This window comes from Actinoplanes nipponensis, assembly GCF_016862275.1.
Lineage (GTDB): Bacteria > Actinomycetota > Actinomycetes > Mycobacteriales > Micromonosporaceae > Actinoplanes > Actinoplanes nipponensis.
The window spans coordinates 42,664-68,498 of sequence record NZ_BOMQ01000004.1 but is presented as its reverse complement, the minus strand read 5'-3'; the positions used below and the strand labels follow the sequence as shown (position 1 = coordinate 68,498).

28 protein-coding genes are annotated in these 25,835 nt (G+C 73.6%); 3 read left to right on the top strand and 25 right to left on the bottom strand.

Features of this window, described 5'->3' with window-relative positions; all coding sequences use genetic code 11:
* Positions 1 to 30: 30 nt before the first annotated feature.
* Entirely contained in the window at positions 31 to 933 is a 903-nt protein-coding gene (locus Ani05nite_RS00540) for a LysR family transcriptional regulator (RefSeq protein WP_203762660.1), read from the top strand.
* Positions 934 to 1,109: 176 nt separating this feature from the next.
* Here the strand turns inward: Ani05nite_RS00540 and Ani05nite_RS00535 are convergent, their stop codons facing one another.
* On the bottom strand, positions 1,110 to 1,613 hold the full coding sequence (locus Ani05nite_RS00535; protein ID WP_203762657.1) for a MarR family winged helix-turn-helix transcriptional regulator: 504 nt from the start codon (positions 1,611 to 1,613) through the stop codon (positions 1,110 to 1,112).
* A gap of 51 nt (positions 1,614 to 1,664) precedes the next feature.
* On the opposite strand from Ani05nite_RS00535, the gene Ani05nite_RS00530 reads away from it, so the two are divergent.
* On the top strand, positions 1,665 to 2,108 hold the full coding sequence (locus Ani05nite_RS00530) for a nitroreductase family deazaflavin-dependent oxidoreductase (RefSeq protein WP_203762654.1): 444 nt from the start codon (positions 1,665 to 1,667) through the stop codon (positions 2,106 to 2,108).
* A gap of 6 nt (positions 2,109 to 2,114) precedes the next feature.
* Here the strand turns inward: Ani05nite_RS00530 and Ani05nite_RS00525 are convergent, their stop codons facing one another.
* Genes Ani05nite_RS00525 through hisD form a run of 8 tightly spaced genes read right to left on the bottom strand, consistent with a single transcriptional unit; the run spans position 2,115 to position 7,338 of the window.
* Positions 2,115 to 2,492, bottom strand: coding sequence for a Rid family hydrolase (locus Ani05nite_RS00525; RefSeq protein WP_203762651.1), 378 nt, complete (start codon positions 2,490 to 2,492; stop codon positions 2,115 to 2,117).
* Positions 2,489 to 3,214 carry a bifunctional 1-(5-phosphoribosyl)-5-((5-phosphoribosylamino)methylideneamino)imidazole-4-carboxamide isomerase/phosphoribosylanthranilate isomerase PriA gene (gene priA / locus Ani05nite_RS00520; RefSeq protein WP_203762648.1) on the bottom strand — a complete coding sequence of 242 codons (726 nt, stop codon included), beginning with the start codon at positions 3,212 to 3,214 and terminating at the stop codon, positions 2,489 to 2,491. Before priA ends, Ani05nite_RS00525 begins: the two co-directional genes overlap by 4 nt.
* A 25-nt stretch (positions 3,215 to 3,239) precedes the next feature.
* A complete protein-coding gene (locus Ani05nite_RS00515) occupies positions 3,240 to 3,560 on the bottom strand; it encodes a hypothetical protein (protein WP_203762645.1) in 321 nt (106 codons plus the stop codon).
* The gene (gene hisH / locus Ani05nite_RS00510) at positions 3,557 to 4,195 is read right to left on the bottom strand and encodes an imidazole glycerol phosphate synthase subunit HisH (RefSeq protein WP_203762642.1); all 639 of its coding nucleotides are present in this window, start codon (positions 4,193 to 4,195) and stop codon (positions 3,557 to 3,559) included. The genes Ani05nite_RS00515 and hisH overlap by 4 nt, the downstream gene beginning before the upstream one ends.
* Positions 4,195 to 4,362: a CG2302 family histidine operon protein gene (locus tag Ani05nite_RS00505; RefSeq protein WP_203762987.1), complete on the bottom strand. Its 168-nt coding sequence runs from the start codon at positions 4,360 to 4,362 to the stop codon at positions 4,195 to 4,197. The genes hisH and Ani05nite_RS00505 overlap by 1 nt, the downstream gene beginning before the upstream one ends.
* Complete coding sequence (gene hisB, locus Ani05nite_RS00500; protein WP_203762639.1) at positions 4,359 to 4,970, bottom strand: imidazoleglycerol-phosphate dehydratase HisB; 612 nt, start codon at positions 4,968 to 4,970, stop codon at positions 4,359 to 4,361. Before hisB ends, Ani05nite_RS00505 begins: the two co-directional genes overlap by 4 nt.
* Complete coding sequence (locus tag Ani05nite_RS00495; RefSeq protein WP_203762636.1) at positions 4,967 to 6,031, bottom strand: histidinol-phosphate transaminase; 1,065 nt, start codon at positions 6,029 to 6,031, stop codon at positions 4,967 to 4,969. Before Ani05nite_RS00495 ends, hisB begins: the two co-directional genes overlap by 4 nt.
* The gene (gene hisD, locus Ani05nite_RS00490) at positions 6,028 to 7,338 is read right to left on the bottom strand and encodes a histidinol dehydrogenase (protein ID WP_203762633.1); all 1,311 of its coding nucleotides are present in this window, start codon (positions 7,336 to 7,338) and stop codon (positions 6,028 to 6,030) included. Before hisD ends, Ani05nite_RS00495 begins: the two co-directional genes overlap by 4 nt.
* A 148-nt stretch (positions 7,339 to 7,486) precedes the next feature.
* Between hisD and Ani05nite_RS00485 the strand changes: the two genes are divergently transcribed.
* Positions 7,487 to 8,197: an LON peptidase substrate-binding domain-containing protein gene (locus Ani05nite_RS00485; RefSeq protein WP_203762630.1), complete on the top strand. Its 711-nt coding sequence runs from the start codon at positions 7,487 to 7,489 to the stop codon at positions 8,195 to 8,197.
* On the opposite strand, the gene Ani05nite_RS00480 is transcribed toward Ani05nite_RS00485, so the two are convergent.
* From Ani05nite_RS00480 to Ani05nite_RS00405, 16 genes are all read right to left on the bottom strand, one after another.
* Positions 8,112 to 8,927, bottom strand: coding sequence for a DUF2567 domain-containing protein (locus Ani05nite_RS00480; protein WP_203762627.1), 816 nt, complete (start codon positions 8,925 to 8,927; stop codon positions 8,112 to 8,114). The two genes, Ani05nite_RS00485 and Ani05nite_RS00480, sit on opposite strands and share 86 nt — an antisense overlap.
* A gap of 55 nt (positions 8,928 to 8,982) precedes the next feature.
* Positions 8,983 to 12,519 (bottom strand): DNA polymerase III subunit alpha, encoded by a 3,537-nt coding sequence (dnaE, locus tag Ani05nite_RS00475; RefSeq protein WP_203762624.1) that lies wholly within the window; start codon positions 12,517 to 12,519, stop codon positions 8,983 to 8,985.
* Positions 12,520 to 12,602: 83 nt separating this feature from the next.
* The gene (locus Ani05nite_RS00470; protein WP_203762621.1) at positions 12,603 to 14,177 is read right to left on the bottom strand and encodes a MinD/ParA family ATP-binding protein; all 1,575 of its coding nucleotides are present in this window, start codon (positions 14,175 to 14,177) and stop codon (positions 12,603 to 12,605) included.
* A 211-nt stretch (positions 14,178 to 14,388) separates the two neighbouring features.
* Positions 14,389 to 15,420: a hypothetical protein gene (locus Ani05nite_RS00465; RefSeq protein ID WP_203762618.1), complete on the bottom strand. Its 1,032-nt coding sequence runs from the start codon at positions 15,418 to 15,420 to the stop codon at positions 14,389 to 14,391.
* 27 nt (positions 15,421 to 15,447) lie between these two features.
* Positions 15,448 to 16,374, bottom strand: a complete 927-nt coding sequence (locus Ani05nite_RS00460) for an RluA family pseudouridine synthase (RefSeq protein ID WP_203762615.1) — start codon at positions 16,372 to 16,374, stop codon at positions 15,448 to 15,450.
* Entirely contained in the window at positions 16,371 to 16,982 is a 612-nt protein-coding gene (gene lspA / locus Ani05nite_RS00455; RefSeq protein WP_377880057.1) for a signal peptidase II, read from the bottom strand. The genes Ani05nite_RS00460 and lspA overlap by 4 nt, the downstream gene beginning before the upstream one ends.
* Positions 16,955 to 17,377: a TraR/DksA family transcriptional regulator gene (locus tag Ani05nite_RS00450; RefSeq protein WP_203762612.1), complete on the bottom strand. Its 423-nt coding sequence runs from the start codon at positions 17,375 to 17,377 to the stop codon at positions 16,955 to 16,957. Before Ani05nite_RS00450 ends, lspA begins: the two co-directional genes overlap by 28 nt.
* A gap of 288 nt (positions 17,378 to 17,665) precedes the next feature.
* Positions 17,666 to 19,177: a potassium/proton antiporter gene (locus Ani05nite_RS00445; RefSeq protein ID WP_203762609.1), complete on the bottom strand. Its 1,512-nt coding sequence runs from the start codon at positions 19,175 to 19,177 to the stop codon at positions 17,666 to 17,668.
* Positions 19,174 to 19,437 carry a DUF167 domain-containing protein gene (locus tag Ani05nite_RS40745; protein ID WP_239129067.1) on the bottom strand — a complete coding sequence of 88 codons (264 nt, stop codon included), beginning with the start codon at positions 19,435 to 19,437 and terminating at the stop codon, positions 19,174 to 19,176. The genes Ani05nite_RS00445 and Ani05nite_RS40745 overlap by 4 nt, the downstream gene beginning before the upstream one ends.
* Before the next feature lie 235 nt (positions 19,438 to 19,672).
* Positions 19,673 to 20,716, bottom strand: coding sequence for a hypothetical protein (locus Ani05nite_RS42320; protein ID WP_377880058.1), 1,044 nt, complete (start codon positions 20,714 to 20,716; stop codon positions 19,673 to 19,675).
* A 44-nt stretch (positions 20,717 to 20,760) separates the two neighbouring features.
* On the bottom strand, positions 20,761 to 21,576 hold the full coding sequence (locus tag Ani05nite_RS00430; protein ID WP_203762603.1) for a DivIVA domain-containing protein: 816 nt from the start codon (positions 21,574 to 21,576) through the stop codon (positions 20,761 to 20,763).
* 57 nt (positions 21,577 to 21,633) lie between these two features.
* Positions 21,634 to 21,939 (bottom strand): YggT family protein, encoded by a 306-nt coding sequence (locus Ani05nite_RS00425; protein ID WP_203762600.1) that lies wholly within the window; start codon positions 21,937 to 21,939, stop codon positions 21,634 to 21,636.
* Positions 21,940 to 21,962: 23 nt separating this feature from the next.
* Positions 21,963 to 22,655, bottom strand: a complete 693-nt coding sequence (locus Ani05nite_RS00420) for a cell division protein SepF (RefSeq protein ID WP_203762597.1) — start codon at positions 22,653 to 22,655, stop codon at positions 21,963 to 21,965.
* Between the two features lie 221 nt (positions 22,656 to 22,876).
* A complete protein-coding gene (locus Ani05nite_RS00415; protein WP_203762594.1) occupies positions 22,877 to 23,596 on the bottom strand; it encodes a YggS family pyridoxal phosphate-dependent enzyme in 720 nt (239 codons plus the stop codon).
* Positions 23,597 to 23,600: 4 nt separating this feature from the next.
* Entirely contained in the window at positions 23,601 to 24,731 is a 1,131-nt protein-coding gene (gene ftsZ / locus Ani05nite_RS00410) for a cell division protein FtsZ (RefSeq protein ID WP_203762591.1), read from the bottom strand.
* Positions 24,732 to 25,021: 290 nt separating this feature from the next.
* Positions 25,022 to 25,813: a cell division protein FtsQ/DivIB gene (locus tag Ani05nite_RS00405; protein ID WP_203762588.1), complete on the bottom strand. Its 792-nt coding sequence runs from the start codon at positions 25,811 to 25,813 to the stop codon at positions 25,022 to 25,024.
* Positions 25,814 to 25,835: the final 22 nt, after the last annotated feature.

Genomic DNA, 25,835 nt, shown 5'->3' with positions numbered 1-25,835 from the left:
AGTGCTACCGCGACGTTGTAGCGTGACTACATGATTGATCTGGGCCGGCTCCGCGCGCTGCACGCCGTGGCCAGCTACGGGACGGTGCTGGCGGCCGGCGAGGCGCTGCACTGCACCCCGTCGGCCGTGTCGCAGCAACTGGCCAAGCTGGAACGCGAGACGGGCGCCACGCTGATCGAGAAGGACGGCCGCCGGCTGCGGCTGACCGAGGCGGGCCGGGTGCTGGCCGGGCACGCCGAACGGGTGCTGGCCAGCGTGGACGAGGCCGAGGCGGCGCTGGCGGCGCACCGCGACACGGTGGTGGGCCGGCTGACCGTGGCCGCCTTCGCGACGGCGTGCCGGGCGCTGCTGCCGTACGCGCTGCACCGGCTGGCCACCGAACACCCGCAGCTGTCGACGGGCCTGGTGGAGGTCAATCCGCACGAGGGTGTCGAGATGCTGCGGCGCGGCCACGTGGATCTGGCGGTGCTCGACGACTGGCCGGAGGTCGCGCTGCGCTACCCGCCGGGGATCACGCACCGGGAGATCGGCCGCGACGTGGCCGACCTGGTGGTCCCGGACGGGCACCGCTTCGCCGCCGGCCGGGAGGTACGGCTGGCACAGGCGCGCGACGAGCGGTGGATCTCGGCGAAGTCCGGGGACGTCTGTCACGAGTGGCTGTTGCGGGTGCTGCCGGGGGTGCGGCCGGATTTTCACGTGGGCGAGTTCGAGACGCAGCTGACGTTGATCGCGGCGGGGCTGGGCATCGCGATGATCCCGCGGCTGGCCCGGCCGCCGCTGCCCGCCGGGGTGCGCGTGGTGCCGGTGCGGCCGGTGCCGGTCCGGCGGGTGGTGCTGGCCTGGCGGGAGGCGTCGGGGGCCCGGCCGGCGGTGTCGGCGGCGGCCGCGGCGCTGCGGGAGGCGTGGCGCCGGCACGAGACGCCGGGCGGGTGAGGCGCCGGCCCGACGCCTTGCAGACGCAAGAACGGACCAGGGAAGGGCGAAGCCCCGCCAAGGCCCGCCAAGGCCGCAGCGCGGAGGCCCGGGAGGGCGGGAGATCCGCGGAAGCCGGGGAGGACCGGAGATCCGCGGAAGCCCGGGAAGGGCCGGAGATCCGCGGAGGCCGCAGGCTAGGTCAAAGGCAGGGCACGGATCCGGTCGGCCTCGGCGAGTTGCAGCTCGACGCCCCGGCGCAGAAAGCCCGCGATCAACCTGAGCTCCGCCTCCGAGTAGCCCGCCAGCACGCGGCGCCCGGCCGCCGCGACCGGCCCGTAGACCCGGTCCAGCAGTTCCCCGGCCGCCGGGGTCAGCGCCACCACCGCACGCCGCCGGTCGTTCTCGTCCACTGTGCGGGTCAGGTAGCCCGCCGCGCCCAGCCGGTGGATCGCCGTGGTCGTCGCGGCCGGGCTGAGCTTCGCCGCCCCGGCCAGCGCCGTGGCGGACAGCGTCCCGGCCGCGTGGACCAGGCCGAGGATGCGCAGGTCGGTGCGGTTGATGCCGAGGGTGGCGGCGGCGGCCTCGTCCACCGCGTCGGCGGCCGCGCCGAAGTCGGCCGCGGCTCCGGCCGCCTCGTCGTGCAGGGGTTCGGGACCGCCGGCGGGTGGCCGGATGTCCGCGCGCTGTTGCTTCGACACTCGAAGGAGTCTACCGTCGAACCCGAAGCTTCGATGATCGAAGGGATTGTCATGGCCGCGCCCACCGGCAGCCTGCCTGCCTGGCTCCCGTTCGCCAACCGGGTCGTCCGGCTGCTCGCCCGGCTGGGCCTGCCGCTGGGCACCGTCCGGGTGCTCGTCGTGCCCGGGCGGCGTACCGGCGAGCCGCGCCCCACCCCGGTCTCGCCGCTGACCGTCGACGGCCGCCGCTACGTGATCTCGGCCCTGCCGCAGAGCGACTGGGCCCGCAACATCCGGGCCGCCGGCCGGGGTGAGGTGGTCGAGGGACGCCGCCGCGTGCCGGTGACGCTCACCGAGGTCACCGACCCGGCCGAGGCCCGGGCGGCGCTGCGCGCCTTCCCCCGGGAGGTGCCGGCCGGGGTGACCTTCTACCAGCGGCTCGGGCTGGTCGACCGGGCCGACCCGGACCAGTTCGAGGCGCTGGCCGGCCGGGTCGCCGTCTTCCGGATGGAGTGACCGGGCTCAGCCGTACGCCTCGACCTCGACCTCGACCAGGTGCCGCGGGTCCAGCAGCCCCGCCACCACGACCAGCGTCGCCACCGGCCGCACCGCCGCGAACAGCTCGCCGTGCACGCCGGCCACCGCGTCCGCGTACGCCGCGTCGGTAACGTACATCCGGGTGCGGATCACGTCCCCGATCGTCGCGCCCGCCCCGGCCAGCGCGGCCAGCGCGATCCCGAACGCCGTCCGTGCCTGCGCCGCCGGATCGCCGAGCCCGGTCACCTCGCCGTCCACCGTCGCCGTGCAGCCCGCGGTGAGCAGCAGGTGACCGGCGCGCACCACGCGGGAGTAGCCGTAGCGCTGCTCCCACGGGCCGCCCGAGCCGAAGCGTTCGATCACGCCGCGGCCAGGGCCTCGAGCGCCTCGGCGACCGTGAACGCGCCCGCGTAGAGCGCCTTGCCCGCGATCACGCCCTCGACCCCGGCCGGCTCCAGCGTGGCCAGGGCGCGCAGGTCGTCCAGCGTGGACACCCCGCCGCTGGCGATCACCGGCTTGTCCGTCACGGCGCACACCTCGCGCAGCAGGTCCAGGTTCGGGCCGCGCATCGTGCCGTCCTTGGTGATGTCGGTGACCACGTACCGGGCCGCGCCGGCCTTGTCGAGCCGCTCCAGGATCTCGAAGAGGTCGCCGCCCTCGCGGGTCCAGCCGCGCGCCGCCAGCGTCCGGCCGCGCACGTCCAGGCCGATCGCCACGCGGTCGCCGTACTCGCCGCAGATCCGGTCGCACCACTGCGGGTCCTCCAGCGCGGCCGTGCCGATGTTGACCCGGGCCGCGCCGGTCGCCAGGGCCGCCCGCAGCGACGCGTCGTCGCGGATGCCGCCGGAGAGCTCGACCTTGACGTCGAGGCGCGCGACCACCGCGGCCAGCTGGGCGGCGTTCGAGCCCCGGCCGAAGGCGGCGTCCAGGTCGACCAGGTGCACCCACTCCGCGCCGTCGTTCTGCCAGGCCAGCGCCGCCTCCAGCGGGTCGCCGTAGCTCGTCTCCGAGCCCGCGGCGCCCTGGACGAGGCGCACCGCCTGGCCGTCGGCGACGTCGACGGCGGGCAGCAGGGTGAGGGTCACAGCGGATCTCCGATCGGGAAACGGGTCAGGAACGGCGGCCGAGCACGACGACCACCAGGGCCGGCAGCACCAGGACGATCATGGCGATGAGCACGAGGCGCAGGGCCAGCTCGGGCACGAGGAACCACACCGCCAGCGCGGCGATCAGCGGGACGACCGCGATGCCGGTGCGCTGGGCGCGGCTGCGCTTGTACAGCGTGCCCGAGCTCGGCCGCCGCTTGGGCTTCAGCGCGTTCAGCAGCGCACGGCGGCGCTGGCGCAGCGCCGAGCGACGGGCCCGGGCGGCCTTCTCCTTCGCCAGGACGGCGAGCCGTTCGGCCCGCCGCCGGGCCCGCTCCTTGCTCACCGGCCGGCGGTGGTGGGCAGGCCCGACACCCAGTTGCTCAGCAGCGCGTAGCCGGCGTCGGCGGACTTCTCCGGGTGGAACTGCGCGGCCGACAGCGCGCCGTGCTCCACGACCGCGGCGAACGGCTGGTCGTGCGCGGCGGTCGTGACCGTGGCGCCGACCTCGGCGAGCGCCGCGAGGTCGGAGGCGGCGTACGAGTGGACGAAGTAGAACCGCGTCTCCGGCGCCAACCCGTCGAGCAGCACCGAGCCGTCCGGCACGGACACCGTATTCCAGCCCATGTGCGGGATCCGCCGGGCGGCCAGCCGGGTCACCGCGCCCGGCAGCAGCCCCAGCCCCCGGGTCTCGACGCCGTGCTCGACGCCGGAGGAGAACAGGATCTGCATCCCCACGCAGATGCCCAGCACCGGGCGGCCGGCCGCGACCCGCTCGGCGATGACCGGGCCGGCGCCGAGCTTCTCGATGCCCGCCATGCAGGCCGCGTACGCGCCGACCCCGGGCACCACCAGGCCGTCGGCGGCGGCCGCGGCGGCCAGGTCGTCGGTCACGGTCACGTCCGCGCCGGTGCGCGCGACCGCCCGCTCGGCCGAGCGCAGGTTGCCGGAGCCGTAGTCCAGGATCACGACGGTGCTCATCAGGAATCCCCCGGGATCAGCCAGGCCACCCCGGCGGCCAGCGAGAGCAGGGCCAGGGCGGCGACCAGGCCGATGCTGAACCGGGTGGCGCCCTGCCGGACCAGCGAGATCACCCCGCCGACGAGCATGCCGCCCAGCCCGAGCAGCAGGATCGGGACCAGGCTCACAGCACGCCCTTCGTCGACGGCAGCGCGCCGGCGTTGCGCGGGTCGATCTCGACGGCCTCGCGCAGCGCCCGCGAGAACGCCTTGAACTGCGTCTCGACCACGTGGTGGGCGTCGGCCTTGCCGCCGTCGCGGGCGGCGCGCAGCACGCTGACGTGCAGGGTCACCTTGGCGGCGTGGCCGAAAGACTCGAAGATGTGCCGGGTCATGCTGGTCGGGTAGACCGGCCCGATGTACGGCGCCAGCTCCGGCTCCTCGTGCACCACGTACGGCCGGCCGGACAGGTCGACCGCCGCGCGGACCAGCACCTCGTCCATCGGGATGGTCGCCGAGCCGTACCGGCGGATCCCGGCCTTGTCGCCCAGCGCCCGGGCGAACGCCTCGCCCAGCGCGATGGCCGTGTCCTCCATGGTGTGGTGCGCGTCGATCTCGAGGTCGCCCTCGGTGCGCACGGTCAGGTCGAAGCCGCCGTGCTTGGCGAGCTGGTTGAGCATGTGGTCGTAGAAACCCACGCCGGTGGCCAGGTCGCCCCGGCCCGTGCCGTCGAGGTCGATCTCGACGAGCACCTTGGTCTCTTTGGTGACGCGCTCGATGCGCGCGGTGCGAGTCACTGAAGGGCTCCCAGGAAGGCGTCGGTCTCGGATTCGGTGCCCGCGGTCACGCGCAGCCAGCCGGCCAGGCCGACGTCGCGCACCAGCACGCCGCGGTCGAGCAGGCGCTGCCAGGCCGCGTGCTGGTCGCCGCCGACCTCGAACAGCACGAAGTTGGCGTCGCTGTCGGCGACCCGGACGCCGCGCGAGCGCAGCGTGGTGACGATCCGGTCGCGCTGCTCCTTGATCGCGTCGACCGTGACCAGCAGGGCGGCGCGGTGCGCGAGCGCGGCCCGCGCGGCGGCCTGGGTCAGCGCGGACAGGTGGTACGGCAGGCGGACGAGCTGGACGGCGTCGACCACGGCCGGGTCGGCGGCGAGGTAGCCGAGCCGCCCGCCGGCGAAGCCGAACGCCTTGCTCATCGTGCGGGTGACGACCAGTCGCGGGTGCCCGGGCAGCGCGGCCAGCGCGCTGGGTGTGCCGGGCCGGGCGAACTCCGCGTACGCCTCGTCGACGACGACCATGCCCGGGGCCGACGCCAGCACCGCCTCGACCACCGACGGGTCCAGGGCCGTGCCCGTCGGGTTGTTGGGCGAGCACAGGAACACCAGGTCGGGCGCGTGCCGGTCGATCTGCTCGACCGCCGACTCCGGGGTGAGGCCGAAGTCCGGGTCGCGCAGCGCGCCGATCCAGCGGGTGCCGGTGCCGGCGGCCAGCAGCGGGTGCATGGAATACGACGGGCCGAAGCCGAGCGCCGAGCGGCCGGGCCCGGCGAACGCCTGCAACAGCTGCTGCTGGACCTCGTTGGAGCCGTTGGCCGCCCACACGTGCGCCGCGGTCAGCCCGTGGCCGAGGTAGCCGGCGAGGTCGGTGCGCAGCGCGACCGCGTCCCGGTCCGGGTAGCGGTTGAGGTCGCGCAGCTCGGCCTGCACGGCCTTGGCGATGGCCTCAACCACGGCGTCGGGCACCGGGTACGAGTTCTCGTTGGTGTTCAACCGCACGGCCACGTCGAGCTGCGGCGCGCCGTACGGCGTGCGGCCCCGCAGGTCGTCGCGGATCGGCAGCTGGTCGAGCGTGGTCATGCGCCGAACCTCGCCGTGACCGCCTGACCGTGCGCGGGCAGGTCCTCGGCGTTGGCCAGCGCGACCACGTGCGGCGCGACGTCGCGCAGCGCGGCCTCGTCGTACTCGACCACGTGGATGCCGCGCAGGAACGACTGCACGGACAGGCCCGAGGAGTGCCGGGCGCAGCCCGCGGTGGGCAGCACGTGGTTGGAGCCCGCGGCATAGTCGCCGAGCGAGACCGGCGAGTAGGCGCCGACGAAGATGGCGCCGGCGTTGCGCACCCGCATCGCCCAGGCGCGCGCGTCGCGGGTCTGGATCTCGAGGTGCTCGGCCGCGTACGCGTCCACCACCCGCAGGCCCTGCTCGAGGTCGTCGACCAGCACGATGCCGGACTGCCGGCCGCCGAGCGCCTCGCGCACCCGGGCCTCGTGCTTGGTGGCCGGCACCTGCACGGCCAGTTGCGCCTCGACCGCCTCGGCCAGCTCCGGCGAGTCGGTGACCAGCACGCTGGCCGCGACCGGGTCGTGCTCGGCCTGGCTGATCAGGTCGGCCGCGACGTGCGCGGGCGAGGCCGTCTCGTCGGCCAGGATGGCGATCTCGGTGGGGCCGGCCTCGGCGTCGATGCCGACCGTGCCCTGCAGCAGGCGCTTGGCCGCGGTGACCCAGATGTTGCCCGGCCCGGTGATCACGTCGACCGGCTCGCACCGGTCGGCCGGGTCCACGCCGTCGCTGCCGTAGCCCAGCATCGCGACGGCCTGGGCGCCGCCGACCGCGTAGACCTCCTCGACGCCGAGCAGGGCGCAGGCGGCGAGCACCCGGGCGTCGGGCAGGCCGCCGTTCTCCGGCTGCGGCGGGCTGGCCACCACCAGCGACTCGACGCCGGCGACCTGGGCCGGCACCACGTTCATCACCACGGTGGACGGGTAGACGGCCAGGCCGCCGGGGACGTAGAGGCCGACCCGGGACACCGGGACGTGCCGCTCGGTGACGCTGCCGCCGGGCACCACCTGGGTGGTGACGTCGGTGCGGCGCTGGTCGCCGTGCACCTTGCGGGCGCGCTCGATGGCCACCAGCAGCGCGGCCCGGACCTCGGGGTCGAGCTGCTCGGCGGCCGTGGCGATGGCGGCCGCCGGCACCCGCAGGCGCTCCAGCACGACGCCGTCGAAGCGCTCGGTCGCCTCCCGGATCGCCGGGAACCCATGCTCGCGGACCGCCGCCACGACGGGACGAATCTTCTCGACGGCAGCGGACACGTCGAGCTGGGCACGGGGCAGCAGACCGCGGGGGTCCCGACGGGAGCCGCGCAGGTCGATCCGGTTCAGCACGGGTCAAGTCTAGGCGGCGCCTCCGACAGCTTTTCCGCGCCGTTCCCGCCACCGGGAAGAAGGCCTTTGCCGGGTTTGCGCCGGGCGGAAACGAAGATCACCGGTCCGGGGCGCGCGCGGACAGCGACCGGGCCGATACGCTCGCACCGTGGGCGCGATTATCCCGGTCTTCCCGCTGGGCACGGTGCTCTTTCCCGGCCTGGTGCTGCCCTTGCACATCTTCGAGGAGCGGTACCGCACGCTCGTGCGCGACCTGGTCGCCACGACGGACGACGAACCGCACGAGTTCGGTGTCGTCACCCTGCGGTACGGCTGGGAGGTCGCCACCGGCGAGGACGACACCGGGCGCACGGCCGACGAGGCGCCGATCACCCCCGAGCAGCTCTACGCGGTCGGCTGCACCGCCGAGCTGCGTCAGGTCACCGAGCTGCCGGACGGGCGCTTCGACGTGGTCACGGTGGGCCGCCGGCGCTTCCGGGTGGTGGCGATCGGCGCGGACACCCATCCGTACCTGACCGCCGAGGTGGAGTGGCTGCCCGACGAGGAGAGCGGCGACCCGGTGTCGGCGCTGCTGGCCCCGCGCGTGCTGACCGCCTTCCGCACCTACCTGGACCTGCTGCGGCCCGACTCCGAGGTGCTCGACCAGGTGCCCGACGACCCCACCGTGCTGTCGCACCTGGTGGCGGCGACCGCCCAGCTCACCACCGAGGAGCGGCAGGAGCTGCTGGGCGCGCCCGACACGGCCACCCGGCTGCGCACCGAGCTGCGGCTGCTCAACCGCGAGGCGGGTCTGCTGGCCAAGGTGCGGGCGGTGCCGGTGCCGCTGTCGGATCTGGCCCGGCCGGTGAGCCCGAACTGAGCCCCCCGGGCCGGTCCCGCCCGTCGCCCGGGTGGGACAGGACGGCCGGATCGACCGGGTCGGGCGGATAGGGCAGGTCGTGGCCGTAGCCGGGCCGGGCGCCCGGCAGCTCCAGGTCGGGATCGTTGGACCAGCCGGCCAGCAGTGTGGTCACGATCACCGCGGCGAAGCCGGCGACCAGCAGCGCGCCGTGCGCGTGCAGGTCCGGCGGCCGGTCGTAGGTCTGCCCGGCGGTGGAGCTGTCCTGCCAGTCGTTCCAGGCGCTCAGCCCGACCAGCCGGCCCACCTGCCACATCACCACCGCGGCGGCCAGGCCGCCCAGGGTCACCCCGGTCAGCAGGCCGGGGCCCCGGTCACGGCGGCGCAGCAGCCAGATCAGCACGGCGGCGAGCAGGCCGAAGACGAAGGCGATCATGGTGAACCAGGCGTCCGCCGCGATGTACTCCTCCGGCGACGGGTCGTTGACCACGATGCCGTTCTGCCCGGCGTTGATCACCGGGACGGTCGGCGCGAGCCAGGACCAGAGCAGGCCGAGCGGCGCGCCGGCGACGGCCATCGCGGCCGTGACCGACACCGCGACCAGCACGGTACGGCCCAGCGGCCGCCGCCGCGGTCGCGGCGGCGCCCAGCCCAGCGCGTCGACCGGACCGCCGTACGGATAGGCCGGCGGCGGATCGTACGGCTGGGCCTGCTCGTAGTGCTGCGGGCCCGGCTCCTGACTGGGGTTCACTCCCCGATCCTGCCAGGTCCGCCTGTGCGCCCGGCGTCCCGCGTCGCCACGGGCATCAGAGCACCGCCGACGGACCGAGGATCATCTTCAGGTCGGCCCGCAGCGCCGGCGTCGGCGCGACCCGCACCGCGCCCAGCCGGAACTTGGTGATCCGGCTGCCGTTCTGCAGGTGGACGTGCACCTCGGCGTCGCCCGGATGGCTGACCAGGATCTCCTTGAGCTCGTCGACCAGCGGCGGGGTGCACCGGGTGATCGGCATGGTCAGGGTGATCGGCTTGCTGTCCGGGTTGTGGGTCACGTCGGGCATCGACATGTCCATCGCCATGATCCGCGGGGTGTCGTCGCGGCGGTCGACCCGGCCCTTGACGATGACGATGGCGTCCTCGGCGATGTACTGGCCGATCACCTCGTAGGTGTTCGGGAAGAACAGCGCCTCGACCCCGCCGGCCAGATCCTCCAGCGTGGCCGAGGCCCAGGCCCGGCCCTGCTTGGTGATCCGGCGCTGCACCCCGGTGAGGATGCCGGCCAGCGTGACGACCTGCCCGTCCGGGACCGAGCCGTCCTCGTTGAGCGCGGCGATGGTCGTGTCGGCCGAGTTGTGCAGCAGCTGCTCGAGGCCGGCCAGGGGGTGGTCGGAGACGTACAGGCCGAGCATCTCACGCTCGAAGGCCAGCTTGTCGCGCTTGTCCCACTCGCTGTCGGTGATCGTGGGCATCGCCACGGTGGCCGCGCTGCCCGCGCCGGAGTCCTCGCCGAACGAGGCGAACAGGTCGAACTGGCCGGCCGCCTCGTTCTTCTTCACGTCCGCGTACGCGTCGATGGCCTCGGCGTGCACGGCCAGCAGGCCCTTGCGGGTGTGCCCCATCGAGTCGAAGGCGCCGGCCTTGATCAGTGATTCCACGGTCTTCTTGTTGCAGGCGACCGCGTCCACCTTGGACAGGAACTCGTAGAAGTCCCCGTAATCACCTTTCTCCTTGCGACAGCGCACGATCGCCTCGACCACGTTGGTGCCGACGTTGCGGACCGCGGCCAGGCCGAAGCGGATGTTCTTGCCGACCGGGGTGAACGGGCCGGCCGACTGGTTGACGTCCGGCGGCAGCACCTGGATGCCCATCCGCCGGCAGTCGGCCAGGTACATCGCCATCTTGTCCTTGTCGTCACCGACGCTGGTGAGCAGGCCGGCCATGTACTCGGCCGGGTAGTTGGCCTTGAGGTAGCCGGTCCAGTAGGACACCAGGCCGTACCCGGCGGTGTGGGCCTTGTTGAAGGCGTAGTCGGCGAACGGGACCAGGACGTCCCAGAGGGCCTTGATCGCGGCGTCGGAGTAGTTGCGCTGCTTCATGCCGTCGCGGAAGGAGACGTACTCCTTGTCCAGGACCTCGCGCTTCTTCTTGCCCATGGCCCGGCGCAGCAGGTCGGCCTGGCCCAGCGAGTAGCCGGCCAGCTTCTGCGCGGCGCGCTGCACCTGCTCCTGGTAGACGATCAGGCCGTACGTCGGGCCGAGGATCTCCTCGAGCGGCTCCTCCAGCTCGGGGTGGATCGGGGTGATCTCCTGCAGCTTGTTCTTGCGCAGCGCGTAGTTGGTGTGCGAGTCGGCGCCCATCGGGCCGGGCCGGTAGAGCGCCAGCACCGCGGAGATGTCCTCGAAGTTGTCCGGCTTCATCAGCCGCAGCAGCGAGCGCATCGGGCCGCCGTCGAGCTGGAACACCCCCAGCGTGTCGCCCCGGGCCAGCAGGTCGTACGTCGGCTTGTCGTCCAGCGGCAGGGCCAGCAGGTCGATCTTCTTGCCGTGGTTGAGCTCGATGTTCTTGACCGCGTCGTCGATGATCGTCAGGTTCCGCAGGCCCAGGAAGTCCATCTTGAGCAGGCCGAGGGTCTCGCAGGTCGGGTAGTCGAACTGCGTGATGATCGCGCCGTCGGCCGGGCGCCGCATCAGCGGGATGTGGTCGATGATCGGCTCGGCGCTCATGATCACCCCGGCCGCGTGCACGCCGGTCTGCCGGATCAGGCCCTCGATGCCGCGGGCGGTGTCGATGACCTTCTTGACGTCCGGGTCCTGCTCGTACAGGGCGCGGATCTCGCCGGCCTCGCTGTAGCGCTTGTGCTCGGAGTCGAAGATGCCGGACAGCGGGATGTCCTTGCCCATCACGGCGGGCGGCATGGCCTTGGTGATCCGGTCGCCCACCGCGTACGGGTAACCCAGCACCCGGGCCGAGTCCTTGATCGCGGCCTTGGCCTTGATCGTGCCGAAGGTGGCGATCTGCGCGACCTTGTCCTCGCCCCAGCGCTCGGTCACGTACCGGATGACCTCGCCGCGCCGGCGCTCGTCGAAGTCGATGTCGACGTCCGGCATGGAGACGCGCTCGGGGTTGAGGAACCGCTCGAAGATCAGCCCGTGCGGCAGCGGGTCCAGGTCGGTGATGCCCATCGCGTACGCGATCAGCGAGCCGGCGGCCGACCCGCGGCCCGGGCCCACCGCGATGCCGTTGCGCTTGGACCACTGGATGAAGTCGGCGACCACCAGGAAGTAGGACGGGAAGCCCATCTGGATGATGATCCCGAGCTCGTACTCGGCCTGCTTGAGGTGGGTCTCCGGGATGCCGCCCGGGAAGCGGGCCTTGAGCCCCTCGAACGCCTCGTGGCGGAACCAGGACTCCTCGGTGTGCCCGTCCGGGACCGGGAAGCGGGGCATCAGGTTCTTGAAGGTGAACATGCCGTCGGTGTCCACCCGCTCGGCCACCAGCAGGGTGTTGCGGCAGCCCTCGAGCCAGGCGTCGGACGAGTCGACCGCGCGCATCTGGTCGGCCGACTTGACGAAGTAGCCGGCGCCGTCGAAGCGGAACCGGTTGGGGTCGGCGACGTTGCTGCCGGTCTGCACGCAGAGCAGCACGTCGTGCGCCTCGGCCTGGGCCTCGTGGGTGTAGTGCGAGTCGTTGGTGACCAGCGGCGGGATGTTGAGCCTGCGGCCGATGTCGAGCAGGCCGTCGCGGACCCGCTTCTCGATCGACAGGCCGTGGTCCATGATCTCGAGGAAGTAGTTGTCCCGGCCCAGCGCCTCCTGGTACGCCGCCGCGGACTTCAGGGCCTCGTCGAACTGGCCCAGCCGCAGCCGGGTCTGCACCGCGCCGGACGGGCAGCCGGTGGTGCCCATGATGCCCTCGGCGTGCTCGGCGATGATGTCGAAGTCCATCCGCGGGTACTTGCCGAGCTGGCCCTCGATGGAGGCCCGCGAGTTGAGCCGGAAGAGGTTCTTGAGCCCGACCGCGTTGCGGGCCCACAGGGTCATGTGGGTGTACGCGCCGTTGCCGGCGACGTCGTCGCCCTTCTGCTCCGGGCGGCCCCACTTGATCCGGCTCTTGGTCAGCCGCGACTCGGGGGCGACGTACGCCTCGACGCCGATGACCGGGGTGACCCCGGCCGCGGTGGCCTGCTTGTAGAAGTCGTACGCCCCGTGCATGTTGCCGTGGTCGGTGATCGCCGCGGCCGGCATGCCCAGGCGGTTGGCCTCGGCGAGGAGCTCCTTGACCCGGGCGGCGCCGTCGAGCATCGAATACTCGGTGTGCACGTGGAGATGCACGAACGAGTCAGACACCCAGGGCCCCCTTTGCCGCGGCGTTTCCGGACTCGCCAGAGCCTAGTCCGGGGCGGCCCCGCGAGGCACCGCTGACACCCGATCTATTCGGCGAATGGCTCGATCATCACAGCCGCCGCGCGCAGCCACGCCTGGCGGGTCTCCGGCTGCAGCACGCTGTACTCGATCGATGACCCGACCTCGAGCGCCGGGTCGTACGGCACCACCGCGACGGCCCGGGTGCGGGTGGCGAAGTGCTTGGCGAGATCGTCGAGCAGCGGCAGCTTGCCGGGCGACGGGCAGGAGATCAACGTCACCGCGTTGGCGACCAGGTCCTCCATGCCGGTCTCGTTGAGCACGTCCAGCATCCAGTCGGCGGTGAACGCGGCGTCCTCGCGCGGCACCGTGGTGATGACCAGCTGGTCGGCGCTGCGCATCACGGTCTGCCAGTTGACGCTCTCGACGTTGTTGCCGGTGTCCACGCAGATCACGTCGTGGGTGCGGCGCAGCAGGTCCATCACCCGGCGCACCGTGCTCTGGTCCAGCCGTTGGGCGAAGCGCGGGTTCTCCTCGCCGGCCAGCACGTCGTACGAGCCGTCGGAGGCGTGCCGCAGGAAGTCGTCGAGGTGCGAGAGCATCTGCTCGCCGTGCATGTTCTCGATCTCGAGCAGCTCGCTGACCAGGTGCCGGATGGTGCGGGCGTGCCGGGCGCTGCCGGCCCGCAGGCCCAGCGTGCCCCGCAACTCGTTGTCGTCCCAGGCCAGCACGCCCCGGCCGCGCACACTGCCGATGGTGGCCGCGGCGAGCACCGTCGCGGTCGTCTTGTGCACGCCGCCCTTGGGGTTGGCGAACGCGAGCACCCGCGGCTTGCCGAGCTTGCGGCGCAGCACCGAGACCGCGCGGTCCTCCTGCTCGGGCCGCGCCTGGCGCCACTCGATCCGGGCCGGCGCGGGCGAGGTCGGCGCGGGAGCGCTGGTCACGGGCGGGGCGGACGGCGCCGGCAGGCCGGGCGGCAGCAGCCGCGCCGGCGGCGGGGCGGGGGCCACCGGCGGCGGCAGGACGGATGCCGAGCCGACCGAGGCGGCGCCCCGGGTCGGCGGCGCCTGCTCCGGCGCGACCCGGCCGATCGACGACGGCACGGCGCGGGTGGACGGGTTGAAGAAGCTGTGCGGCTCCTCGGCGGCGGCCGGGCGGGCCTGGAAGCCCTCGCCGATCCGGGACTGGCGGCGCGCCTCGGCCAGCGGGTTCACCGGGCGCGGGTCGAGCGGGCGGGGCTCGCCGGGGCGCGCGTCGAAGGCCCGCGGGTCCATCGGGCGGGTCTCCGGCGGCGGCGCCAGCGGTTCCGTCTGGCCCAGCCGCTCGCCCAGGCCGGCCCGGCCCGGACGCCGGTCCAGCGGGTTGACCGGGCGGCGCTCCGGCGGGCGCTCGTACCCGCCGCGGGCCGGGTCGCTGTGCCGGGGGTCGCTCTGCCGGGGGTCGAGCGGGTTGAACGGCCGGCCGGGCCGGCCGGGCAGCGCCGGGCCGCCCGCCGCGCGGCGGGCCTCGACCTCCGGATCCTCGCGCTCGGTCTCGGCGGCCTCGTCGGCCGCCCGGGAACCGTGCCGGGCACGGTCGAGCAGCGCCCGCCAACGCGGGGCTGGTTCCGCAGGCCGGCCCCAGCCGGTCTCGGTCCCATCCACGGCTCGTCCTCCCAGCGACTACTCGATGTGCCTACGCGATGCCTGCCCGATGTCCCGACGGGCCTCTCGTCCTGGACAGGCTACGGACGCCAACCCTATTCAGGCCACACCCGAAGCCCGCAATTGCCACGCGGTCTTGATCACCCATCGGCACAAACAGCGTGCACGTGCACCTACCCGTACGCACTACAGGACCTGGTCGTTCAGGATGTCAACGCCCGGAAGCGTCGCGAGATGCTCCCGGAGCGGTCGAGGGCTGGTCGGGACCCGGGCCCACGGGTGACGCGTGGCCGCCGGCAGTGCTCTCCTGACCTGCCGCAGCAGAAGGACCGGACCCCACGGCGGAGCCGTCGGATGAGGCAGACGTCACAGCAGCCCCGGTCGATGAGGGTAGTGGCGGGGCGGGGGCCGGGGCAACAGTCTGCGACCGCGAAGGCACAGTGGGCGCACCCGACTCGTCGTCCTCGGGCACCGTGGTGGTCTGCTCGGGCAGCACCGGGCGGAACTCGGTGCGGTCCAGGCTGCGGACCTCGGGCGCGGGGTCGACCACCCGGACCTCGGCGCGGCCGGCGAGCGCCGCCAGCACGGGAGGGGCCGCCCGCACCACGGCGGCGAAGACACAGGCGCAGTGCGCCCGGTAGGCGGCGGCTTCGAGGGCGGCGGTCCGGGCGGCGCTGTCGTACGCCCGGCGCAGCCTCAGCTCGTTGAGGCCGTCGCCCTCCAGTTCGTCACCGAGCTTGCGGTAGTCGGCCTGTTCCTGGTCCCGGGCCAGGGCGGCGTTGAGCATCCCGGCCACCACGTCCCCGGGCATCCGGTAGACGGGGATCTTGACCACCTGGGTGCGTACCCCCGGCAGCGGCGCCCGGGCGTAGACCTCGGCCACCGCCGCGCCCTGGAGCGCCGCCTGCAGTGGGTCCGGCGCGAGATAGCCGGTCAGGCTGACCAGCGCCCACGTCTCCCCCGCGACCGGCGAGCCGGAGGCGGGCAGCAGCGCGGCCAGCTCGCCGCGGCTGGAGCGCAGGTAGCCGGAGACGGACTGGCCCTCGACCACGCCGACCCGGACCAGGTCACCGGCCGGGCCGGGCGCGTCGGGCCCGTGGTCGGCCGCCCAGACCACCGCGATCAGCAGCGCGGTCGCGGACGCCACGGCCAGCCCGGTCAGGATGCGCATCCGGGACGGGGCCGTGCCGATGCGCGACAGGCCGCGGGTCAGCGGCGGCAGCATCCGTGCCCCGGGCCTCATCGAGGTCTCCCCCTCGGACGGCGGTGGTCAGCTCGCGTCGCGGAGCACGTCCAGCGCGTACCCCAAGTCGTCAGGGTAGTCGCTGACGAAGCGAACCTCGTCCTGCGTACGCGGGTGGATGAAGCCGAGTTCCCGCGCGTGCAGCCACTGGCGGCCCAGCTTGAGCCGGGCGGACAGGGTCGGGTCGGCGCCGTAGGTGACGTCGCCGACGCACGGGTGCCGCATCGCCGAGAAGTGCACCCGGATCTGGTGGGTGCGCCCGGTCTCCAGCTTGACGTCGACCAGGCTGGCCGAGCGGAACGCCTCGAGCGTGTCGTAGTGGGTGACGCTCGGCTTGCCGCCGTTCATCACCGCGTACCGGTAGTCGGCGGTGGGGTGCCGGTCGATCGGCGCGTCGATCGTCCCCCGCAGCGGGTCCAGGTGGCCCTGTACGACCGCGTGGTAGCGCTTGTCGACCTCGCGCTCCTTGAACGCCCGCTTGAGCGCGCTGTAGGCCAGCTCGCTCTTGGCCACCACCATCAGCCCGGTGGTGCCGACGTCGAGGCGGTGCACGACGCCCTGGCGCTCGGCGGCGCCGCTGGTCGCCACGTTCTGGCCCATGGCGGCCAGCCCGCCGATGACCGTCGGGCCGGTCCAGCCCGGGCTCGGGTGCGCGGCCACCCCGACCGGCTTGTCCACCACGACGATGTCGTCGTCGCTGTAGACGATCTTCATCCCGTGCACCGGGGTGGCCTCCAGCACCGGCGCGGTCACCGGCGGCGGCAGCGTGACCTCCAGCCACGAGCCGGCGGTGACCTTGTCGGACTTGGGCCGCGGGATGCCGTCGACCAGCGCGTCGCCGGACTCGACCAGGGTCGCGGCCGCCGTGCGGGACAGGCCGAAGATGCGCGACACGGCCTGGTCGAGACGCATGCCGTCCAGACCGTCCGGTACGGGCAGGGAACGGGAGGTCATGCGGTCTCGGCTTTCCTGGAGGACGCCCGGCCGCCGTCGCGCTGGCGCCCGGTGAGCTCCAGCAGCACGGCCAGGACCACGCCGACGGACAGACAGCTGTCGGCGATGTTGAAGACCGCGAAGTATTCCCCGTACGGCCCGAACAGACTGATCATGTCGACGACGTGCCCCTGGAACGGCCCGGGGGCCCGGAACAGCCGGTCACCCAGGTTGCCCAGCGCGCCGCCGAGCACCAGCCCCAGGGCGATCGCCCACGGCACCGAGCGCAGCTTGCGGACCATGAACCCGATCCAGCCGACCACCACGAGGGTGACCAGCGGGAACACCCAGGTGTAGCCGCTGCCGAGGCTGAACGCGGCGCCGCTGTTGCGCAGCAGCGAGAGGTAGACCAGCCCGCCCAGGATGCGGACCGGCTCGCCCTCGGTGAGGCCCTTGGTGCAGAGCTCCTTGACGATCTGGTCGACCACGACCGCCAGCAGGGCGGTGGCGGCGAGCACCGCCACGGCACGGCGCGCGAACCCGGGACGCGGCCCCGGGCCGGGCGCGGTCGCCGTGGTGCCACCCGCGGGCTCGTCGGCGTTCAGCGTCGTTCCTCCAACTGCTTGCAGGACACACAGAGGGTCGCGACCGGGAACGCCGCCAGCCGTTCGACGGGGATGGCGTTGCCGCACCGCTCGCACCAACCGTAGTTGCCCTCGCCGAGGCGGTCGATGGCGCGTTCCACCTGTGTGATCCGGTCGAGGAGATTGTTGGCCAGAGTGATCTCCTGCTCGCGTTCCCCGGTCTTGGTGCCGCGGTCGCCCTCGTCGTCGCCGGCGGAGTCGGTGAGCCGGTCGCGCTGCAGCTCGGTGATCTCGCTGAGCGTCTGGTCGTACTCAGCCTGGAGCTCGTCGCGGCGCTCCACCAGCGCGGTGCGGATCTTCTCGGTCTCCGCCGCGCTGCGCGCCTTGGCGGGCGCGGCCTTCGCGGTCGACGCGGACCTGGTCTCGGTTGCCTTGGCCATCGTCGCTCCCCTGAGCCGCGCTGCACGCGGCGAATCGGCGGTCTTCCAGCGGTCATGCGGAACGCGCTCGGCCAGGCGTCCCGCATCGGCTCTCCGGCCGCGCCCCCACGCGACCCGTGCACCGTCCCCCAGGTGCACAAACGGCGCGGCCCACGATCGCCGCGCACTCCGGAGGCTGGCAAGGATACGGAACGTGAAGAGCGGCGACAACACGGCGCACCGGTCCGGTGACCCGATAACCGGGACGAAGCCGGACGAACGGCAGCGTCGGATACCCGACCGCGCGGCTCAGGACCGGTCCCGCCCGTCCTCGCCGAACCAGCGGGCCAGGCGCCCGCGCCGGCTCACCGCCCGCAGCCGCCGCTCGGCCACGTCCCGCGCGGCGGCGGTGGTCACGATCAGCAGGCCGTCCCCGGTGCGCAGCCGGGTGTCCGGCCCCGGCACGAAGCCGGCGCCGTCGCGCACCACCAGCGTGACCACCGCGCCCACCGGCAGCCGCAGCTCGTCGATGTGCACCCCGGCCAGCCGCGACCCGGGCGCGACGTCGAGCTGGAGCAGGTCGGCGTGCATCTGCTCGAGCGGCGCGGTCTCCACGTGGATCTCCACGGCCTCGGCCGGCGCGGTGATGCGCAGCAGCCGGGCGACCGGCGCCAGCGTGCCGGCCTGCACCAGGGTGAAGATGATCACGAGCACGAAGACGGCGTCGAAGAGGTTCTCGGCGCCGGGCGTCCCGCTGGACAGCGGGATGGTGGCCAGCACGATCGGCACCGCCCCGCGCAGGCCGGCCCAGGACAGGAACGTCTTCCCGGTGAGGCCGAGCTGCCGGGAGCTGCGGCTGACCAGCGCCGAGAGCCAGACCGACAGCGGCCGGGCCAGCAGCACCAGCGCGCACCCGACGACCAGCGCCGGCACCAGCGCGGCGCCCAGCCGGCCCGGCGACACCAGTAGCCCCAGCAGCACGAACAGCCCGATCTGGGCGACCCAGGCGAGCGCGTCGGCGAAGCCGAGGATGGCCTGGCGGTGCGGCAGCCGGGCGTTGCCGATCACCACGCCGGCCACGTAGACGGCGAGGAAGCCGGAGGCGTGCGCGACCGCGCCGGCGGAGTAGGCCAGGAAGGTCAGCGCGACCGCCGCGATCGGGTAGAGGCCCGCGGACGGCAGGGCGGCGTGCCGCAGCAGCCAGCGCCCGGCCGCGCCGACGGCCAGCCCGATCGCGGCCCCCGCGGCCAGCTCGTAGCCGACCAGCAGCAGCTCGTACCACCAGGGGTGGGCCGCGGCGACGGTGCTGGAGAGCAGCACCACCAGCAGCACCACCGGGGCGTCGTTCATGCCGGACTCGGCCTCGAGCGTGGCCACCAGCCGGGGCGGCAGCCGCAGCACCCGCAGGGTGGCGAAGACGGCGGCGGCGTCGGTGGACGAGAGCACCGCGCCGTAGAGCAGGGCCAGACGCCAGTCCACGTCGAGCACCAGGTGCGCGGCGACGCCGACCACGGCGATGCTCACGGCCACCCCGAGGGTGGCCAGCGCGGCCGAGAGGCCCAGGACCGGGCGCAGGGTGCTCCAGCGGGCGGTCAGCCCACCCTCGGCGATGATCATGATGAGGGCGCAGAAGCCGAGGGTACGGGTGAGCTCGGCGTCGTCGAACCGGATGCCGAACCCGGCCTCCCCGATGATCACGCCGATCAGCAGGTAGACCAGCAGGCCGGGCAGCCCGAGCCGGGTGGAGATGCGGACGGCGCCCACGGCGACCAGCAGCACCGCGGCGCCGACGAGCAGCGCGAGGTCGAGCCCGCCCGTCATGGGCTGCCGTCGCGCAGGGCGGCCAGCCGCGGCCCGGCGTCAGCGGGGACGGTGAACACCTTGTCGCGGCTGGTGGCGCCGAGCTTGAGCACGACGTCGCGGGCCTTGACGCCCAGCGCGGCGGCCAGGGCCTGCCGGACGGCCTCGGTGGCCTTGCCGTCGACCGGGGGCGCCCCGACCGCAACGATCAGCGCCGGGCCGTGCGGGCCGTCGTAACGCCCTCCGACCCGGGTACGCCCCGCTCCCGGCCGGACCCGCACCGCGACGGAACACCCGCCGGACGACCCCGGCTGGCCGGGCGACCCGGTCCCGGCCGGCCGGGCGGCCGGTTCGGGAAGTCGCGCGGCCCCGCCCGGGGCGCGATCGGGCCGGGCGGCCGGATCGGGTGAGGAAACGCGCCGCTTGGCCATGCCCCATTGTGCCGATCATCGGCGGCGGCCGAATCGGGTGGTCCGCCGATGACCGACGGTAACCAGGCCGGCCGGCGGCGGGAGGTCAGCGGCGAACGCCCGCCGCGACCAGACGGTCCACCGGACGGCACAGCCCGCACGGGCTGAAGCCCAGCTCGACCGCCTCCGCGACCGGCAGCCCCTCGGTCAGCCGGCCCACCAGATGCGGGCAGTCGGCCAGGTGGTACCGCGGACGCCCGTCCACGACCAGCACCTCCGCGTCGAGGCGGGCCACCCGCACCGCGTCCGCCGGGCGGACCGCCTGGGGCAGCGGCTCGTCGTCCGGGTCGTCCGGGTCGGGCTCGTCGAACTCCTCCGCCGCGCCCGCGTCCCGGGCGTGCTCGTCGCGCGCCGCCGCCGGGACGTCCTCCGGGGCGGGGAGCGGGTCGGCGTCGTCGCGCCAGGGGTCACGCTCGGTGGCGCGGGCGCCGCCGATGACCGTCGCGGCCTGGTCGTAGTCCGCGTCGCCGGCGGTGTCGGGGGCCTCCGTCGGCGCTGGGCCGGCCGCCTGACCCGAGGAAGTCCGGCCGGCCGCAGCGTCGTCGTCGTAGAGGTCCGCTTCCGGCCGCACCCGCTGGGTCGCGTCCGGACCCGTCAGGCGCTCCTCCGTGTCCTGGCGGCCCGCGGCGTAGGCGGCGGACCGGTCGGCGTCGTCGCCGGCCTCGGCGCCGGCCCCGTCGTGGGCTCCGGCGCCGTCGAGGTCGTACTCCCCCTCGCGGTCGTAGGCGCCCACGCGGACGTCGTCCCCGTCGCGGTCGTAAGTGCCGGCACGGGCGTCGTCCCCGTCGCGGTCGTAGGCGCTGACGTCGTCCTCGTCGCCGGCGAGCGGAGCGTCGCGCGGGGCGTACTCCGGCTCGGCCAGCGGCTCGCCGCCCACCCCGGGACGGCGGGGCACGCGGGCCGGGTCGCCGGCCGGGGCCGTGGCGGCGCGCCGGGCGGCCGCGGCCTGCCGGGCGCCGATCACCAGGGCCACCGCGGCCAGCAGGCTGGCGACGATGGAACTGATCAGCAGGGTGCTCGACCCGCCCGCGAGGCCGAGCACGAGCAGCGTGACGGCGACGAGGATGAGCAGCAGACTAACAACGATCATGGCTCATCCCCGCCGCTGTGGAACCGGGCCGCACAAGCCGAGGCTCAGCGGCCGGTCTCGATGGAGTTGGCGCGGCTGCCGCCGTACGAGCCGGCGAGACCCGCGGCGGCCAGGCCGCCCGAGCCGCCGACCGAACGGTTGGCGTCCGCGCGGGTCATCTCGGCCTCCAGGCCCTGACCGCGCCCGTCGAGGTCGCGCAGCTGGCTCTCGAGGTACGCCTTCAGCCGCGTGCGGTACTCCCGCTCGAACTGCTTGAGCTCCTCGATGTGCTTCTGCAGCGCCGACCGCTTGGCGTCCAGGCCGCCCATGGCCTCCTGGTGCCGCTGGCGCGCGTCGCGCTCCAGGGCGTCCGCCTTGGCGCGGGCCTCGCGGGTGACCTCCTCGGCCTTGGAGCGGGCGTCGGAGAGGAGCTTGTCGGCCTCGCGGCGGGCGTCCGACACGTGGTCGTCGGCCGTGCGCTGGGCCATCATCAGCACGCGCAGGGCCTGCTGCTCGCCGTCGGCGCCCGTGGGCGCGCCGGCGCCGGCCGGACCCTGGGCCCGGACCTGCTCCAGCTCGGCCTGCATCTGCCGGGCAGCCTGCTCCGCGGCGGACTTGTCGCGCTGCACCCGGTCGAGCTGGGCCTTCATCTCGTTGAGCTCCGCCGCCATCCGCGGGTCGGCGCCCGGGCCGGCTGGTGCGCCACCCCGACCGCCGCGCTCCACCTGGGCGCGCAGCTCGTTGTTCTCCTCGATCAGACGGGCGAGTTCGCGCTCGACCTCGTCCAGGAAGGCGTCGACCTCCTCCTCGTCGTACCCCCGCTTGCCGATAGGGGGTTTCTTGAAGGCGACGTTGTGCACGTCCGCCGGGGTCAGCGGCATCGAAACTCCTCGGGTCAGTTGCGGCCGCGTGGGGCGCAGTCGATCAGGCGGACGCTGTCACGCGAACGCGATGATCAGACGCGCTAACACGAAGTTCAAAAGCACGAACAGGATAACCAGCAGGACCAGGGACGCCAGGTCCAAACTCACGGTACCAATTCGAAGCGGTGGGATCACACGCCTCAACGCCTTGAGGGGTGGATCAGTGACGCTCCACACCGATTCGAGTGCCGCCGACGCCCCTCGGCCCGGCTGCCACCGACGCCCGTACTGCAGCACCGCACCCAGGACGAACCGGGCCAGCAGGGTCAGGAAGAACACATAGAGCAGCAGATAGATGATCTGAAACACGATCGACAGCACGTCAGGCGGGTCCCTCGTTAGGGTCAACTCTGGTTGAAGAAACCGCCCTCAGCGATCTTGGCCTTGTCCTCTGCCGTGACCTGGACGTTGGCCGGTGAGAGCAGGAATACCCGGTTGGTCACGCGCTCGATCGTACCGCGCAGCCCGAAGGCCAGCCCGGCGGCGAAGTCGACCAGCCGGCGGGCATCGCCCTCGTCCATCTCGGTGAGATTGATGATCACCGGTACGCCGTCGCGGAAGTGCTCGCCGATCGTGCGCGCCTCGCGGTACGTGGTCGGGTGCAGCGTGGTGATCTGGTACCGCTGGTCCTCCTCGACCACCCGCTGGTGCACCTGCGTCTGCGGGGCCAGGGCGAGGTTGTCGCGGGTGGAGTAGGCGGGTTCCGCGACCGGCGCCGGCGGCCGGGTGATCGAGCGCACGCTGGCGCGCTCCTGGCGCTCCGGCCGCTCGTGCTCGTCCCGGTCGAGGTCGAGGCGGGCGGCGGCGCGCTCCAGGCGGCCGCTGCGCTCCTGCCGGGCCCGCGGCAGCGGCGCGGGCGCCTCCTCGACGTCGTCCTCCTCGTCGGCGAACTCGTCGGCGTAGCGGTAACCGGAGTCGCGGTCCCGGTCACGGTCGCGGTCCCGCTCGCGGTAGCCGCCGTCGCGGTAGCGGTCGTCGTACTGGTCGTCCTCTTCCACGAGGCCGAGCCACACGCCGGCCTTGCGCAAAGCGCTCATGACTTCACCAGCCCCTGCTCGGCGCCGAACCGCTCGTCCATGCCCCCACCTCCGTCCGCTGTGCGGCCCGCGCCCCCTCGGCGTGCCGCGTCCCCCCTTACACGGATTCCGCGATCTTGAAACATGACCACGGCCCGCTGCGACGCTGCGTCGTCCGGGCGCGTCGGCCGAGGCACGTCGCGCGTAAACAACACGTATGTAGTTTGCTGCCCGCCGCAAGGCTACCGCAGCGTGTTTCGCATCCCGAGCAAAGAAGTGCCGATCCGCACGTGTGTCGCGCCGTGCCGGACGGCCTCCTCGAGGTCGCCGCTCATGCCCGCCGAGACGGCCGTCGCGCCCGGATGATCCGCGCGCAGCCGCTCGGCCAGGGCGGCGAGTTCCGCGAACGCCCGGGCGGGCTCCCAGCCCCGGGGCGCCACCGCCATCACGCCGCCCAGCCGCAGGCCCTCGGCCTCCTCGACCGCGGCCGCCACCCGCCACAGGTCCCGGTCGGGGTCCGCGCCGGCCGCGACCGCGCCGCCGCGGGCCGGGTCGCCGTCGATGCTCACCTGCACCAGCACGTCGAGCGGCCGCTCGCGGAGCCGCCCGGCGGCCGAGGAGAGCGCCCCGGCCAGCCGCATCGAGTCCACCGACTCCACCACGTCGGCGTACGTGACCACCGACTTGGCCTTGTTGCGCTGCAAGTGGCCGACGAAGTGCCAGCGCAGCGGCACGTCCACGGCCGCCGCCTTGGCGGCGGCCTCCTGGTCCTTGTTCTCCCCGACGTCGGTGACGCCGAGCCCGGCGAGCAGCACCACGTCGCTCGCCGGGTAGGTCTTGGTCACCGCGACCAGGGTCACCGACCCCGGGTCACGGCCGGCCGCCGTGCAGGCGCGCCCGATCCGCCGGCGCACCTCGTCCAGCGAGGCCGCCAGCTCGTCGCGGCGCGCCGCTCGGTCCAACCGCTCAGGAGCCGTTCTTCAGGAAGTCCGGCACGTCCACGTCGTCGAAGAGCACCCGGCGCGGCGGCGGGGTGGTCGCGGCGGGCGCCGGCGGCGTCACGGGCACCGGCGAGGTCGGCGCGACCGCGGGCGGCGCCGTGGGCTGCTGGACCACCTTGCGGGCGGTCTCGGCCGGCTTGTACGAGGGCGTGCCCCCGTCGAAGCCCGCCGCGATGACCGTGACCCGCACCTCGTCGCCCAGCGCGTCGTCGATGACCGCGCCGAAGATGATGTTGGCGTCCGGGTGGGCCGCGTCGGTGACCAGCTGGGCCGCGTCGTTGATCTCGAACAGGCCCAGGTCGGAGCCGCCGGCGATGGAGAGCAGCACGCCGCGCGCGCCGTCCATGCTCTGCTCCAGCAGCGGGCTGGAGATCGCCTTCTCGGCCGCCTCGACCGCGCGGTTGTCGCCGCGCGCGCTGCCGATGCCCATGAGCGCGCTGCCCGCGCCGCTCATCACGCTCTTCACGTCGGCGAAGTCGAGGTTGATCAGGCCCGGGGTGGTGATCAGGTCGGTGATGCCCTGCACGCCGGAGAGCAGCACCTGGTCGGCCTGGCGGAACGCGTCCATCATGCTGATGCCGCGGTCGCCCAGGGCCAGCAGCCGGTCGTTCGGGATCACGATGAGCGTGTCGCACTGGTTGCGCAGCTCGTCGATGCCGGCCTCGGCCTGCACCTGGCGGCGCTTGCCCTCGAACGAGAACGGCCGGGTGACCACGCCGATGGTCAGGGCGCCCAGCTTGCGGGCGATGTTGGCGACCACGGGCGCGCCGCCCGTACCGGTGCCGCCGCCCTCGCCGCAGGTCACGAAGACCATGTCGGCGCCCTTGAGGACCTCTTCGATCTCGTCGCGGTGGTCCTCGGCGGCGTTCTTGCCGACGTCCGGCTGCGCGCCGGCGCCGAGGCCGCGGGTGAGCTCGCGGCCGACGTCGAGCTTGACGTCGGCGTCGCTCATCAGCAGCGCCTGGGCATCGGTGTTGATCGCGATGAATTCGACTCCCTTGAGCCCAACCTCGATCATGCGGTTCACGGCGTTGACGCCGCCGCCGCCGATGCCGACGACCTTGATGACCGCAAGGTAGTTGTGCGGAGGTGTCATCGGGCTCAGCCTTCCCTTCAGGGTTGTGGGTGTCGAGGGCCCCAGCGGTCCGGCCAAGAACCGCCATCGATACCCGCGCCGTACAAGGGAGGGCGAGGAAACCCTCACCCTCTACTAGAGGCTTAGTGTTATGTCAACTACTCGAACCTCTCGGGGCAACGTAAGCGGCGGACCGGCGACAACCAAGGACCGACGCGGCGTGTCGGCGCCCGCTTACGTGGCGGTTATCCGACTCGGCCGTAACCTTGGCGAGAATGTGCCGTTCGTGCCCCTTTGTCCGGTTGACCGCCTCAGCGGATGGTCACGACATCCGGGGCGCTCACGTCGATCGTGTCGCCCTTGCGGCCGAGCAGCGCGGTGGCCACCTGAGCCTTCGTCTCGCTCTGCGTCTCGTCGCCCCAGAACACCGTCCGGTCCTTGCGCAGCCCCAGGCTGACCTGCGCCGGCGCCGGCACCGAGATCGACACCAGCTGCTCGCGCAGCTCGGCGGTCAGCGCGGCCAGCACGGTCAGGGCGGAGCGGGTGTTGATGTCCTTCGGGCCGGGCGCGGCGAGCCGCGCCACCGGCAGGCCGGCCGGGCGGCGCGAGACGGTGCGGTAGGCGACGCCCTCGGCGTCGATCAGGACAAAGGTCTCGCCCACCGGTACGGCGGCCACGGGCGTCCGCTCCACCACCTCGATGTGCACAGCCGAGGGCCAGCCGCGCGACACCACCGCCCGGTCGACCGCGGGCAGGCCCTCGACCCGGCCGCGGATCCGGTCCAGGTCGACGCCGGCCAGCGGCTGGTTCATCCGTACGGCCGCGGCCTGCTCGATCTCCAGCGGGGTGAGCGAATCGGTGCCGACCACCTCGACCCGGCGCACGCCCAGCACCGCCGTGCCGTACACCACCCAGACCAGCGCGCCCACCACCAGCACCGCCCCGGCGGTCACCGCCCACGGCAGCGCCGCGCGCAGCCGGCGCCGCCGGGCGCGGGCCATGAACCGCCGGACCGAGGCCGGCACGGCGTCCGTGTCCGCCCGCACCAGCCGCCAGCTCCGCCCGCCCCCGCCGCCGTCGCCCACTGTGCCTACCTTTCGCATGCCCTTCTGGCCCTCACCGTCG

Coding starts and splice junctions, on each gene's coding strand:
- Ani05nite_RS00540 (WP_203762660.1), top strand. CDS start 31: ATGATTGATCTGGGCCGGCTCCGCGCGCTGCACGCCGTGGCCAGCTAC.
- Ani05nite_RS00530 (WP_203762654.1), top strand. CDS start 1,665: ATGGCCGCGCCCACCGGCAGCCTGCCTGCCTGGCTCCCGTTCGCCAAC.
- hisH (WP_203762642.1), bottom strand. CDS start 4,195: ATGAGCACCGTCGTGATCCTGGACTACGGCTCCGGCAACCTGCGCTCG.
- Ani05nite_RS00495 (WP_203762636.1), bottom strand. CDS start 6,031: ATGACCACGCTCGACCAGCTGCCGATCCGCGACGACCTGCGGGGCCGC.
- Ani05nite_RS00465 (WP_203762618.1), bottom strand. CDS start 15,420: ATGAGGCCCGGGGCACGGATGCTGCCGCCGCTGACCCGCGGCCTGTCG.
- Ani05nite_RS00460 (WP_203762615.1), bottom strand. CDS start 16,374: ATGACCTCCCGTTCCCTGCCCGTACCGGACGGTCTGGACGGCATGCGT.
- Ani05nite_RS00450 (WP_203762612.1), bottom strand. CDS start 17,377: ATGGCCAAGGCAACCGAGACCAGGTCCGCGTCGACCGCGAAGGCCGCG.
- Ani05nite_RS00445 (WP_203762609.1), bottom strand. CDS start 19,177: ATGACGGGCGGGCTCGACCTCGCGCTGCTCGTCGGCGCCGCGGTGCTG.
- Ani05nite_RS42320 (WP_377880058.1), bottom strand. CDS start 20,716: ATGATCGTTGTTAGTCTGCTGCTCATCCTCGTCGCCGTCACGCTGCTC.
- Ani05nite_RS00430 (WP_203762603.1), bottom strand. CDS start 21,576: ATGCCGCTGACCCCGGCGGACGTGCACAACGTCGCCTTCAAGAAACCC.
- Ani05nite_RS00420 (WP_203762597.1), bottom strand. CDS start 22,655: ATGAGCGCTTTGCGCAAGGCCGGCGTGTGGCTCGGCCTCGTGGAAGAG.
- ftsZ (WP_203762591.1), bottom strand. CDS start 24,731: ATGACACCTCCGCACAACTACCTTGCGGTCATCAAGGTCGTCGGCATC.
- Ani05nite_RS00405 (WP_203762588.1), bottom strand. CDS start 25,813: ATGCGAAAGGTAGGCACAGTGGGCGACGGCGGCGGGGGCGGGCGGAGC.